A 12,240-nucleotide genomic window follows, 5' to 3' on the forward strand; every position below is an offset into this window, starting at 1 on the left:
GATGGAACGGGGCGTCAAGGGCTGATTTGAAACTTTTTCAAAACAGCCCTGAAACACCGATTACCTCTATATAAGGAGAAGACCTCCTTATTCAGCCTTCAGGGTGATCCGTGCAAACGCCTTCTTGCCCGCCTGGCAGACATGGGTCTTGCCGAGAGCAAAGACAAAACCACGATCGACGACCTCACCATCGACGCGAACACCACCAGAGGCCAACAGGTCGCGCGCCGCAGCGGAGTTCTTCACCAACCCCGCTTTGTTCAGCACGGCCGAGATCGGCATATCTTCCGCAGCAAGCACCTCGACCTCAGGCAGATCTTCCGGCAGTTCGCCATCCTTCATGCGGTTGCCTGCAGCACGGTGCGCATTGGCGGCCGCTTCTTCACCATGGAAACGAGCGACGATCTCCTCGGCCAGCTTGATTTTGATGTCACGCGGGTTGGCACCAGCAGCCACATCGGCACGGAAACCATCGATCTCTTCCATGGAGCGGAAGCTAAGCAGCTCGAAGTAGCGCCACATCAGCGTGTCAGGAATCGAAACCAGCTTGCTGTACATGACACCAGGCGCTTCCTGGATGCCGACGTAGTTGCCCAGGGACTTGGACATCTTCTTCACACCATCGAGACCTTCCAGTAGCGGCATGGTCACGATGTTCTGAGCTTCCTGGCCATAGCTGCGCTGCAGCTCGCGCCCCATCAGCAGGTTGAACTTCTGGTCAGTACCACCCAGCTCGACGTCCGCCTTCAACGCCACGGAGTCGTAACCCTGCACCAGCGGATAAAGGAATTCATGGATAGCGATCGGCTGGTTGCTGCTATAGCGCTTGTCGAAGTCGTCGCGCTCGAGCATGCGCGCAACGGTGTACTGCGAAGCCAGTCGAATAAAGTCGGCTGGAGTCAGCTTGTCCATCCAGGTGGAGTTGAACGCCACTTCGGTCTTGGCCGGGTCGAGAATCTTGAAGACCTGCTGCTTGTAGGTCTCGGCGTTGTCCAGTACCTGCTCGCGGGTCAGCGGCGGACGGGTCGCGCTCTTGCCGCTGGGATCGCCGATCATGCCGGTGAAGTCCCCGATCAGGAAGATGACCTGGTGCCCCAGATCCTGGAACTGGCGCAGCTTGTTGATCAGGACCGTGTGTCCCAGGTGCAGGTCAGGTGCGGTCGGATCGAAACCCGCCTTGATGCGCAGCGGCTGACCGCGCTTGAGTTTCTCGACAAGTTCGGCCTCTACCAGGACCTCTTCCGCACCACGCTTGATCAGCGCTAGCTGCTCTTCAACCGACTTCATACACAGACCCGCAGGCTCAGATTCAAAGGGCCCCAACCATACAAGATCAGCCATCAAATACAAGATCCGCCGACTGATGTGACCCGCTGGCGGGTTGATGACGTCTGCGCGCTTGCTTTGAAGGGGATTTGGTTATATTTTATACAGTTATTTCATCTTCATCATGTCATTCATCTTTTCCTTTTCATCTTTTTCAAAGTTATTCATCACATGACCAACGAACCGACTAAAGCGCCTCCGCTTTATCCGAAGAGCCACCTGTTGGCCGCCAGCGGCATCGCCGCCCTGCTCAGCCTGGCCTTGCTGGTATTTCCTTCCAGCGAAGTAGAAGCCAAGCGCACCACTCTCAACCTCGAGCTGGAAGCCCCGACCGAACAGCTCAAGGCCCAACCGGAACAGCCACTGGCCGGCGAAGAAACCAGTGCTTCGCCTTTCGCCCAGATCGACAACGCCGAAGCGCAATCCGAAGGCACCGCCACCACCGAACCTGCCGAGAAGGCAGCCGAAGTCGCTGAAGCCGAGCCTGCCAAGCAGCCCGGTCATCGCGAAGTGGTGGTTGCCAAGGGTGACACCCTCTCCACGCTCTTCGCCAAGCTCGGCCTGCCTGCCAGCGCGGTGCATGAAGTACTGGCCAGTAACAAGCAGGCCAAACAGTTCAGCCAGTTGAAGAACGGCCAGGTACTGCAGATCGAACTGGACAAGGACGGCCAGCTGGCCAGCCTGCACAGCAAGGTGAGCGACCTGGAAACCATCCGCCTGGCCAAAAGCGCCAGCGGCTACGTCTTCAACCGTGAAGTCACCAAGCCAGTCACCCGCTCCGCCTATGTCCACGGCGTGATCAAGAGCTCGCTCTCGGCCTCGGCCCAGCGCGCCGGCCTGTCGCATAACCTGACCATGGATATGGCCAACATCTTCGGTTACGACATCGACTTCGCCCAGGACATCCGCCAAGGCGACGAATTCGACGTGATCTACGAGCAGAAGATGATCGACGGCAAGGTCGTCGGCACCGGGAACATCCTTTCCGCACGCTTCACCAACCGCGGCAAGACATACAGTGCGGTGCGCTACACCAACAAGGCCGGCAGCACCAGCTACTACACCGCTGACGGCAATAGCATGCGCAAGGCCTTTATCCGTACACCGGTGGACTTCGCCCGTATCAGTTCGCGCTTCTCCGCAGGCCGCAAGCACCCGATCCTGAACAAGATCCGCGCCCACAAGGGCGTTGACTACGCTGCTCCACGCGGTACGCCGATCAAGGCCGCCGGTGACGGCAAGGTGCTCCTCGCCGGTCGTCGCGGTGGCTACGGCAACACCGTGATCATCCAGCACGGCAGCACCTACCAGACGCTCTACGGCCACATGCAGGGCTTCGCCAAAGGCGTGAAGACCGGCAGCACCGTCAAGCAGGGCCAGGTCATTGGTTATATCGGCACCACCGGGCTGTCCACCGGCCCGCACCTGCACTACGAGTTCCAGGTCAACGGGGTTCACGTCGATCCGCTGGGCCAGAAGCTGCCGATGGCCGATCCGATTGCGAAATCCGAACGCCAACGCTTCATGCAGGTCAGCCAGCCTTTGGTGGCCCGCATGGACCAGGAAAAGGCCAGCATGCTCGCCTTGAACAAGCGCTGATCCATGGCCCTTTATCTGGGAGTGATGTCCGGTACCAGTCTCGACGGACTGGACATCGCCTTGATCGAAAACGAGCCGCGGGTCTCTCTACTCGCTTCCCACTACATTCCGATGCCCGAAACGCTACGCTTGGCCATGCTCGGCCTGTGCGCCAGCGGTCCGGACGAGATTGCCCGCGCCGCCCTGGCAGAAGCCGAATGGGTTCGGCTGGCAGCACAGGGTATCCGGCACTTGCTCGATGCCGAAGGCCTTAGCCCCGAAGATATCCGCGCCATTGGCAGCCACGGCCAGACCATCCGCCACGAACCCGCCCGAGGCTTTACCGTGCAGATCGGCAATCCTGCCCTGCTTGTGGAGTTGACCGGTATCTGCGTGGTCGGCGACTTCCGGCGCCGCGATGTCGCTGCCGGCGGCCAGGGTGCACCGCTGGTCCCCGCCTTTCATGATGCGTTGTTCAACGCCCAGGGCGAGCGTATTGCAGTGCTCAATGTCGGCGGCTTCAGCAATCTCAGCCTGATCGAGCAGGACAAGCCGGTTACCGGCTTCGATTGTGGCCCTGGCAATGTTCTGCTGGATGCATGGATCAACGAAAAGCGCGGCCTAGCCTACGACGCCAACGGCGCCTGGGCAGCCAGTGGCAAGATTCTTCCTGGGCTGCTCGCAAGCCTGCTGGGAGATCCTTTCTTCGCCGGCACCGGCCCCAAGAGTACCGGCCGCGAATTGTTCAACCTTCCATGGCTGCACCATCACCTGAGCACCCAGCCAGCCTGCGCCGATGAAGATGTCCAGGCGACCTTGCTGGAGCTCACCGCGCTGAGCATCGTTGACTCGCTGAGGAAGGCCCAGCAAGACACCCAGGCCCTGCTGGTCTGTGGTGGCGGTGCGCACAACGGCGCGCTGATGGCACGGCTGGCCGGCCTGCTTCCTGCTGCCCGGGTCGGCAGCACCGCCGAATTCGGTGTCGATCCGGACTGGGTCGAAGCCATGGCCTTCGCCTGGCTGGCTCATTGCTGCCTGGAAGGCATTGCCGCGAACCGCCCCAGCGTCACCGGCGCTCGCGGCTCGCGAGTACTTGGGGCCATCTACCCGGCATGACGCTCAATAAAGCAAAACGCCGCGCATAAGCGCGGCGTTTTGCTTGAAGACCAGGCGACTCAGATCGAGAACGAAGAACCGCAACCGCAAGTGGTCGTGGCATTCGGGTTCTTGATGACGAAACGCGAGCCTTCCAGGCCTTCCTGGTAGTCCACTTCGGCGCCCGCCAGGTACTGGAAGCTCATTGGATCGACCACCAGGGCAACGCCCTCGCGCTCGACAATGGTGTCGTCTTCCGCGATGTCTTCATCGAAGGTAAAGCCGTACTGGAAGCCGGAGCAGCCACCGCCTGTCACGAAAACCCGCAACTTCAGACGATCATTGCCCTCTTCGTCAACCAGGGTCTTCACCTTGTGCGCGGCGTTGTGCGTGAACTGCAGGGCCGAAGGGGTGAAGGATTCGACGCTCATGCTGAATATCTCCCGGCGCTATACCGCCATCGTGCGTGATGGCGCGCATTATCCGCTTCCCCGAGAAAATCGGTCAACTATATAAGCGGTATCAGGCTACAAGCGGAAAGCATAAGTCCCGCCGGTAGCCTGACAAGCCGTTGCTTACGGCAGCAAGCCTGCGTGGGACAGGCCAAGGCGCTCATCGAGGCCAAAGAGGATGTTGAGGTTCTGCACCGCCTGGCCGGAAGCGCCTTTCACCAGGTTGTCGATAACGGAGAGCACGACCACCAGGTCGCCACCCTGTGGACGATGAACAGCGATACGGCAGACGTTGGCGCCACGTACGCTACGGGTTTCCGGATGGCTGCCAGCCGGCATCACGTCCACGAACGGTTCGTTGGCGTAACGCTTCTCGAACAGCGCCTGCAGGTCAACCGAGGTATCGGCGACCGTTGCGTAAAGTGTCGAGTGAATGCCACGGATCATTGGGGTCAGGTGTGGCACGAAGGTCAGGCCGACCTCACCACCTGCGGCACGACGCAGGCCCTGGCGAATTTCCGGCAGGTGGCGGTGACCTTTCACCGCATAGGCCTTCATGCTCTCGCCCGCCTCACAGAACAGCGAACCGACGCTGGCACCACGCCCGGCGCCGCTGACACCGGACTTGCAGTCGGCGATAAGGCGCGAGGCGTCGGCGATTCCAGCTTCGAGCAGCGGCAGGAAGCCCAGCTGGGTGGCGGTCGGGTAGCAACCCGGCACGGCAATCAGGCGCGCCTGGCGGATCTGCTCGCGGTTGACTTCGGGCAAGCCGTAGACAGCATCCTTCAGCAGCTCGGGAGCGCCGTGCGGCTGGCCGTACCATTTGGCCCACTCATCGGCGTCCTGCAGACGGAAGTCGGCGGACAGGTCGATCACCTTGGTGCCAGCCGCCAGCAACTCACCGGCCAGGGCATGGGCGACGCCGTGCGGAGTGGCGAAGAACACCACGTCGCAGGCGGCCAGGGCCTTGGTGTCCGGAACGCTGAACGCGAGGTTATCGTAGTGGCCTCGCAGGTTCGGGTACATGTCGGCCACCGCCAGGCCCGCTTCCGAGCGCGAGGTGATGACTGCGACTTCAGCCTGAGGATGCTGTGCCAGCAGACGCAGCAACTCGACACCGGTGTAACCCGTGCCGCCGACGATACCGACCTTGACCATTAACTGCCCCCTATCAACGAACCGACTGGAAAACCAGTGATGATAGGTGCCCGTGGTGGCCGCCACAACCGTTGAGATGACGGGCGCAGCGCCTAGCTACTACTATCTGACGACCGTGAACCGCCAAGGACTGAAAAACATGCTGTACCTCTGGATCAAAGCCCTGCATATCGTTGCCATCGTCTGCTGGTTTGCCGGCCTCTTCTACCTGCCACGCCTGTTCGTCTACCACGCCGCAAGCGAGGACCAGGTCAGCCGCGACCGCTTCGTGGTGATGGAGCGCAAGCTTTATCGCTTCATCATGGGCCCGGCGATGATCGCCGCCTTCGTCTTCGGCATCTGGATGCTCTACCTGACCCCGGGCTGGCTGAGCCAGGGCTGGCTGCACGCCAAGCTGACGCTGGTGATCCTGCTCACCGGCTACCATCACATGTGCGGCGCCAACGTGAAGCGCTTCGCCCGCGGCGAAAACCACCGCAGTCACGTCTACTTCCGCTGGTTTAACGAAATACCGGTACTGTTCCTGCTGTTGATCGTAATTCTGGTGGTGGTCAAACCGTTCTGATTCCGGCATTCAAACGCGAGAATCCTCATGTCATTGCCCGAACTGCTCGAACGACGCCTGCGCCTGCCGGTAGTGGCAGCACCGATGTTCCTGATATCGAACCCACAACTGGTCCTGGCCTGTTGCGGCAATGGCGTGATGGGCAGTTTCCCCGCGCTGAATCAGCGCGACACCGCGGGCTTCCGGGGCTGGCTGGAGGAGATCGAAACAGGGCTGGCCGACCTGGCCAACCCCGCCCCCTATGCGGTGAACCTGATCGTCCACCAGAGCAATCCGCGCTTGCAGGCCGACCTGGCCGCCTGCATCGAACACAAGGTGCCGGTGGTGATCACCAGCCTGGGCGCTGTGAAGGAAGTGGTGGACGCCGTGCATGGCTACGGCGGCCTGGTGTTCCACGATGTGACGACCCGGCGGCATGCCGAAAAGGCCGCCGAGGCCGGCGTCGACGGCCTGATCGCAGTAGCTGCGGGCGCTGGCGGGCATGCCGGCACCTGGAGTCCGTTCGCCCTGGTCAGCGAAATCCGCCAGTTCTTCCACAAGACCCTCCTCCTCGCTGGCTGCCTCAATAGCGGCCACGAGATCCTCGCCGCCCAATTGCTCGGCGCTGACCTCGCCTATCTGGGCACCCATTTCATCGCCAGCCTGGAAAGCCAGGCCTCGCCGGAGTACAAAGCGATGCTGCTGGAGGCCAGGGCCGCCGATATCGTGCATACCCCGGTAGTGTCCGGCGTTCCCGCCAGCTTCATGCGCCAGAGCCTGGAAAAGGCCGGCTATGACCTGACCAAGCTGGCCAAAGGCGGCGACATCCAGCTCAAGCCCATCCATGAAGAAGCCAAGGCCTGGAAAACCGTATGGTCCGCCGGCCAGGGCGTGGGGGCCATCGACCGGGAATTGCCGGTGAATCAGTTGATCGCCCGCCTCGACGAGGAATATCGCCAGGCGCTGAAAAAAGCCGGTCAACTGGGCAGCCACTGGCCACGCTAACAAGTAGACTAGGCGCCCTTTTCGAACGCCCCCGCCATTGGAGAGCCGCATGACCCGTTACGCCATGATCACCGGTGCCTCCAGCGGTCTGGGCCTGGCACTGGCCGAAGCATTGGCGCGGCGGGGGCGCAACCTGATCCTGGTAGCACGCCAGCGCGAGCGGCTAGAGCCGGTCGCCATCGAACTCACCCAGCGCTTTGGTGTGGAAGTATTGTTCCGCGCCTGTGACCTTGGCGAACCGCTGCGGTTGTCGGGTTTCCTGCTGGAGCTGGAGGAAGGCGAGCGGCAGATCGATTTGCTGGTGAACTGTGCCGGCATCCGCTCCTACGGGCACTTCCTCGCCCAGGAGTGGGGCGACGAGCAGGACCTGATCGAGGTCAACATCCTCGCTCTCACACGCCTTTGCCATGCCTTGGGCAACGCCATGGCCGTACAGGGGGGCGGACAGATCCTCAATGTAGCTTCACTCGCCGCTTTCGCACCGGGCCCGTGGATGAGCAGCTATGCCGCGAGCAAGGCCTATGTCCTGCATTTCTCCGAAGGCCTGCGCGAAGAACTCAAGCAGACCGGGATCAAGGTCTCGGTGCTGTGCCCCGGCCCGGTGCGTTCGGCCAACCGGCGTATCCCGCGCCTGGAAAAAGGTAACCGCTGCCTGAGTCCGGAAGAAGTCGCGCTCTATACCGTGCGCGCACTGGACCGCAACAAGGCGATCATCATCCCCGGCCGCCGCAACCGCTGGCTGGCGCGGGCGCCACGCCTGCTGACCCGCTGGATCAGTCGCAAGCTGGCGGGTGTCATCAACCGCGCCTACTGCCCACGCTGAATCGAATCGCCACTGGGCGGCGGCGTGCCGGCTGAGTACACTCAGGCCCGACCACCACCATGGAGCAAGCGTTGTGGAGACAATTTTCACCAAGATCATCAACCGGGAAATCCCGGCGAAGATCATCTACGAAGACGACCAGGTCCTGGCGTTCCACGATATCGCCCCGCAGGCGCCGGTACACTTCCTGGTCATCCCGAAAAAGCCGATCCGCACCCTCAACGACCTCACCGAGGAAGATAAGGGCCTGGCCGGACATATCCTCTTCACCGCCCAGCGCTTGGCCAAGGAGCTGGGTTGCGAGGACGGCTTCCGCGTCGTGATGAACTGCAACGAACTGGGCGGCCAGACGGTCTACCACATTCACATGCACGTGCTCGGCCAGCGTCAGATGCACTGGCCTCCGGGCTGATCCAGCGCAAGCCCTGTCACGGGGTTTGAGTTAGACTGTCGGGCACATTCTTGCGGAGGTGCCCGATGGCTACCGAACGTCAATACTCGCCGCTCGACCGCTTGTTGCTGCAGGCCGATACGGCCATGCGTACCTTGCTGCCCTTCAGCGGCCAACCTTCCCGTCCATCTCCTGCCATTATCCAGCCCGAAGCCGAGCTGGACGACAAGCAGGCCCGCCATGTCGCCGGCCTGATGCGCATCAACCACACCGGCGAGGTCTGCGCCCAGGCGCTCTATCAAGGTCAGGCCCTGACCGCCAAGCTGCCGGAAGTGCGCAAAGCGATGGAGCAGGCTGCCGACGAAGAAATCGACCACCTGGTCTGGTGCGAGCAACGCATCCGCCAACTGGGCAGCTCGCCAAGCATTCTCAATCCGCTGTTCTACGGGATGTCGTTCGGCATCGGCGCGGTTGCCGGCCTGATCAGTGACAAGGTCAGCCTGGGCTTCGTCGCCGCCACCGAGCATCAGGTCTGCAAGCATCTCGACGAACACCTGGAGCAGATTCCGCCGGAAGACGAGAAATCCCGGGCGATCCTCGAGCAGATGCGCATCGACGAAGAACACCACGCCGACGCGGCCCTGGATGCCGGAGGGTTCCGTTTCCCGGCGCCGGTCAAGTTCGGCATGAGCCTGATGGCCAAGGTCATGACCAAAAGCACCTACCGAATCTGACCCGCCATGACCGGGCGCTTCGATGCCAGGGACCTGGCCCGCGCAGTTGAAGCGGGCCTGTTGAGCGCCGAGCAGGAACAGGCGCTCCTGCGCTTCCTGCGCGAACAACCGGCGCAGCACCCCAGTTTCCAGCTCGCCCACGTCGCCTTCTATCTGGGCGCCCTGCTGATCATGGGCGCCATGGGCTGGCTGCTGAGCGAAGCCTGGATGCGCATCGGCGACACCGCGCTGCTGGTGGTTGCCCTCGCCTACATCACCCTGCTGACCTTCGCCGGCCTGGCCATGCAGCGCCGCGGCCAACTGATTCCCGGCGGTGTACTTGCCGCAGTGGCGGTGAGCATCGTGCCACTGGCGGTGTTCGCCCTCGAACGCCTGACCGGGCTCTGGCCGCTGGACGACAGCCAGGGCGACTATCACAACTATTACCGCTACGTGCAGGGCGGCTGGTTGTTGATGGAAGTAGCGACGGTCTGCGCCGGCCTGCTGATGCTGCGCCTGATCCCCTTCCCGTTCATCGTCATGCCGATCGCCGTGGCGCTGTGGTTCATGTCGATGGACCTGAGCGAGTGGTTCCACGGCGACACCTTCACCTGGGAGCAACGCCAGGAGGTTTCGTTGTGGTTCGGGCTGGGCCTGCTGCTGGTGGTCCTGCTGATCGACGGCCGCACCCGCGAGGACTACGCGTTTTGGGGTTATCTGGCCGGATTGCTGGCGTTCTGGGGCGGGCTGACCTCGATGAACAGTGACAGCGAACTGGGCAAGGCCCTGTACTGCCTGATCAACGTCGGCCTGATGCTGGTGGCGGTGTTGCTGCGCCGACCGATGTTCATGGTCTTCGGCGCGCTGGGTGTGGCGGCCTATCTCGGCTATCTGTCATACGAGGTGTTCGCCGAGTCGTTGCTGTTCCCGGTGGTCCTGAGCCTGATCGGCCTGGCGGTGATCGGCCTCGGCCTGCTCTACCAGAAACACCGTGAGCGCCTCAGCGACCGACTGTGCGCCGCACTGCCGGCCAGCCTGATGGACTGGCTGCCGGCACTGCGGCGCTGAGGGATCAGCCGAGTTCGACGATCTCGTAGTCGTGGCTGATCTCTACACCGGCACGGCCCAGCATGATCGATGCCGAGCAGTACTTCTCTGCCGACAGCTCGACGGCCCGCTTGACCTGGGCTTCCTTCAGGCCACGGCCCTTGACCACGAAATGCAGGTGGATCTTGGTGAACACCTTGGGATCCTCGCTGGCCCGCTCGGCTTCAAGGAAGGCTTCGCAGCTTTCGACAGCCTGGCGGGACTTGCGCAGGATACTGACCACATCGAAATTGCTGCAGCCGCCCAGGCCCAGCAAGAGCATTTCCATCGGACGAACACCCAGGTTGCGCCCACCCGCCTCGGGTGGGCCGTCCATCACGACAACATGGCCACTGCCCGACTCACCCAGGAACATTGCCTCGCCGGCCCACTGGATACGCGCCTTCATAACCGGTTTCCTCTCGCTTGGAAAAATGGCTGCCAGCTTAGTCCCTACAGGCGAAAGCGAAAAGGCTTAAGCACTTGAGTAAATATGCCGATAACATCTTGTCGTCTGATAAACTGACGCCAATTTGATGGCGTTTGCACCCATCCCAGAACAACAAATACTCACGGACCGCGTATTTCGGGGCTTAACCATGGTTGCCGCAACACTTCCAGCCAAGATCAAGAATGTCGACAAGTTGCTTGCGCACTGCCAGCGCCGCCGCTTCCCGGCCAAAAGCAATATTCTCAGCGCCGGCGATACCGCTGAAACCTTGTCGTTCATCGTCAAGGGTTCGGTCACCATCCTGATCGAAGGCGATGATGGTCGGGAAATGATCATCGCCTACCTACACAGCGGCGATTTCTTCGGCGAACTCGGGCTTTTCGAACCCACGGGCAAGGAACAGCAGCGCAGCGCCTGGGTAAGGGCGAAAAGCGAATGCGAAGTTGCAGAAATCAGCTACGAGAAATTCCGCGAGCTGGCTCGCCAGGACCAGGACATTCTCTACGCCCTCGGCAGCCAAATGGCTCAGCGCCTGCGCAATACCACGCGCAAGGTCGGTGACCTGGCCTTCTTCGACGTCACCGGCCGCGTGGCCCGTTGCCTGCTGGAGCTGTGCAAGCAGCCGGATGCGATGACCCACCCGGACGGCATGCAGATCAAGATCACCCGTCAGGAGATCGGTCGTATTGTCGGCTGCTCGCGTGAGATGGTCGGTCGCGTTCTGAAGGACCTCGAAGAACGCAACCTGGTGCATGTGAAAGGCAAGACCATGGTCGTCTTCGGCACCCGTTAATCCTTGGCAATGGCTTCGAGGGTCCGGGCATAGGCCTGGGCCAGGCACTCCAGCAACGGTGCCTCGGGCATGACTTCATGCAAGGCGATATGGCTGTCGGCCAGGCAACGCTGCTCCAGCTCGCAACACTCATTGAAGCGGTTGACCGCCGCGACCATCGATTCGCGCTCGTTATCCAGCAAAAGCGCGCCATGCACCAGCACCACCGGGCGTTTACCTCCCAGGCCCTGGCGCCAGCGCTGGGCCGTGCCAACCAGCTTGCGACCATTCAGATTGACGTTATAGCGCCCATCGCAGAAGGCGCCTTCGATCTCCCCGACGGAAGCCACGCCTCCCCACTCCCGCAGGACCTCGCACAACGGCAGGCACAAGCGCTCGTAGGCGGTCTCGATCCGGTTTAGGTCGCCTTCACTGCGTGGTGCGACGTACACCAAGGCGATATTGATCACGGCCGAGGACTGGGGAACCGGCTCGCCACCGGTTTCGCGCAGCAGCACCGGCCAGCCTCCGATCGCCAGTTCGCCACAGGCGGCCTCGAAGCCGTCCAGCCGACTCATCCGGCGCGGCATCACCAGTGCCCGGTCGGTAGGGCGCCAGAACAGCAGGCCATGGTCCTGATCGCCCTTGCAGACAGCCGCCAGCAGATCCTGCTCGGCCTGCAGGCCGGCTGCGACGGTTACGGCTACGGGTTGTTCACTCATGTGGTTCTTTCCTTTAACCCTTGGCTGTTGCTGATGACCTCATCGCTGGCAAGCCAGCCCCATATGCCCTGTGGGAGCTGGCTTGCCAGCGATGAGGCCAGGCCAGACGACATCATTGTCCGAC

General features: G+C 61.9%; 14 protein-coding genes. 9 read left to right on the plus strand and 5 right to left on the minus strand.

Annotation, left to right across the window (positions count from 1 at the left end; genetic code table 11):
• Positions 1–87 precede the first annotated feature (87 nt).
• Complete coding sequence (gene tyrS / locus N7650_RS22190; protein WP_009408536.1) at positions 88–1,287, minus strand: tyrosine--tRNA ligase; 1,200 nt, start codon at positions 1,285–1,287, stop codon at positions 88–90.
• A 210-nt stretch (positions 1,288–1,497) separates the two neighbouring features.
• Here tyrS and N7650_RS22195 point away from each other — a divergent pair, with 210 nt between their 5' ends.
• Both N7650_RS22195 and N7650_RS22200 read left to right on the plus strand, forming a co-directional pair.
• A complete protein-coding gene (locus N7650_RS22195; protein WP_009408534.1) occupies positions 1,498–2,925 on the plus strand; it encodes a peptidoglycan DD-metalloendopeptidase family protein in 1,428 nt (475 codons plus the stop codon).
• 3 nt (positions 2,926–2,928) lie between these two features.
• Positions 2,929–4,020 carry an anhydro-N-acetylmuramic acid kinase gene (locus N7650_RS22200; protein WP_009408532.1) on the plus strand — a complete coding sequence of 364 codons (1,092 nt, stop codon included), beginning with the start codon at positions 2,929–2,931 and terminating at the stop codon, positions 4,018–4,020.
• Between the two features lie 59 nt (positions 4,021–4,079).
• Here the strand turns inward: N7650_RS22200 and erpA are convergent, their stop codons facing one another.
• Entirely contained in the window at positions 4,080–4,430 is a 351-nt protein-coding gene (erpA, locus tag N7650_RS22205; RefSeq protein WP_009408529.1) for an iron-sulfur cluster insertion protein ErpA, read from the minus strand.
• A 144-nt stretch (positions 4,431–4,574) separates the two neighbouring features.
• Complete coding sequence (gene argC / locus N7650_RS22210) at positions 4,575–5,609, minus strand: N-acetyl-gamma-glutamyl-phosphate reductase (protein WP_009408527.1); 1,035 nt, start codon at positions 5,607–5,609, stop codon at positions 4,575–4,577.
• Between the two features lie 142 nt (positions 5,610–5,751).
• Here argC and hemJ point away from each other — a divergent pair, with 142 nt between their 5' ends.
• The 6 genes from hemJ (at position 5,752) to N7650_RS22240 (ending at position 10,153) form a co-directional block, all read left to right on the plus strand.
• A complete protein-coding gene (gene hemJ, locus N7650_RS22215; RefSeq protein WP_170395230.1) occupies positions 5,752–6,174 on the plus strand; it encodes a protoporphyrinogen oxidase HemJ in 423 nt (140 codons plus the stop codon).
• A gap of 27 nt (positions 6,175–6,201) precedes the next feature.
• Positions 6,202–7,158 carry a nitronate monooxygenase family protein gene (locus tag N7650_RS22220; RefSeq protein ID WP_009408523.1) on the plus strand — a complete coding sequence of 319 codons (957 nt, stop codon included), beginning with the start codon at positions 6,202–6,204 and terminating at the stop codon, positions 7,156–7,158.
• A gap of 49 nt (positions 7,159–7,207) precedes the next feature.
• A complete protein-coding gene (locus N7650_RS22225) occupies positions 7,208–7,981 on the plus strand; it encodes an SDR family oxidoreductase (protein WP_009408521.1) in 774 nt (257 codons plus the stop codon).
• 73 nt (positions 7,982–8,054) lie between these two features.
• Positions 8,055–8,393 carry a histidine triad nucleotide-binding protein gene (locus tag N7650_RS22230; RefSeq protein ID WP_009408519.1) on the plus strand — a complete coding sequence of 113 codons (339 nt, stop codon included), beginning with the start codon at positions 8,055–8,057 and terminating at the stop codon, positions 8,391–8,393.
• Between the two features lie 65 nt (positions 8,394–8,458).
• A complete protein-coding gene (coq7, locus tag N7650_RS22235) occupies positions 8,459–9,106 on the plus strand; it encodes a 2-polyprenyl-3-methyl-6-methoxy-1,4-benzoquinone monooxygenase (RefSeq protein WP_009408517.1) in 648 nt (215 codons plus the stop codon).
• 6 nt (positions 9,107–9,112) lie between these two features.
• Positions 9,113–10,153 carry a DUF2157 domain-containing protein gene (locus N7650_RS22240; RefSeq protein WP_009408515.1) on the plus strand — a complete coding sequence of 347 codons (1,041 nt, stop codon included), beginning with the start codon at positions 9,113–9,115 and terminating at the stop codon, positions 10,151–10,153.
• A 4-nt stretch (positions 10,154–10,157) separates the two neighbouring features.
• On the opposite strand, the gene N7650_RS22245 is transcribed toward N7650_RS22240, so the two are convergent.
• The gene (locus N7650_RS22245) at positions 10,158–10,580 is read right to left on the minus strand and encodes an OsmC family protein (protein WP_009408513.1); all 423 of its coding nucleotides are present in this window, start codon (positions 10,578–10,580) and stop codon (positions 10,158–10,160) included.
• A gap of 190 nt (positions 10,581–10,770) precedes the next feature.
• Here N7650_RS22245 and crp point away from each other — a divergent pair, with 190 nt between their 5' ends.
• The gene (crp, locus tag N7650_RS22250) at positions 10,771–11,415 is read left to right on the plus strand and encodes a cAMP-activated global transcriptional regulator CRP (protein ID WP_279900047.1); all 645 of its coding nucleotides are present in this window, start codon (positions 10,771–10,773) and stop codon (positions 11,413–11,415) included.
• Here crp and N7650_RS22255 read toward each other — a convergent pair.
• Positions 11,412–12,116: a lipoate--protein ligase family protein gene (locus N7650_RS22255; RefSeq protein WP_009408509.1), complete on the minus strand. Its 705-nt coding sequence runs from the start codon at positions 12,114–12,116 to the stop codon at positions 11,412–11,414. The two genes, crp and N7650_RS22255, sit on opposite strands and share 4 nt — an antisense overlap.
• Positions 12,117–12,240 lie beyond the last annotated feature (124 nt).

The sequence above is a fragment of the Pseudomonas sp. GD04058 genome, assembly GCF_029836855.1.
Classification (GTDB): Bacteria; Pseudomonadota; Gammaproteobacteria; order Pseudomonadales; family Pseudomonadaceae; genus Aquipseudomonas; species Aquipseudomonas bharatica.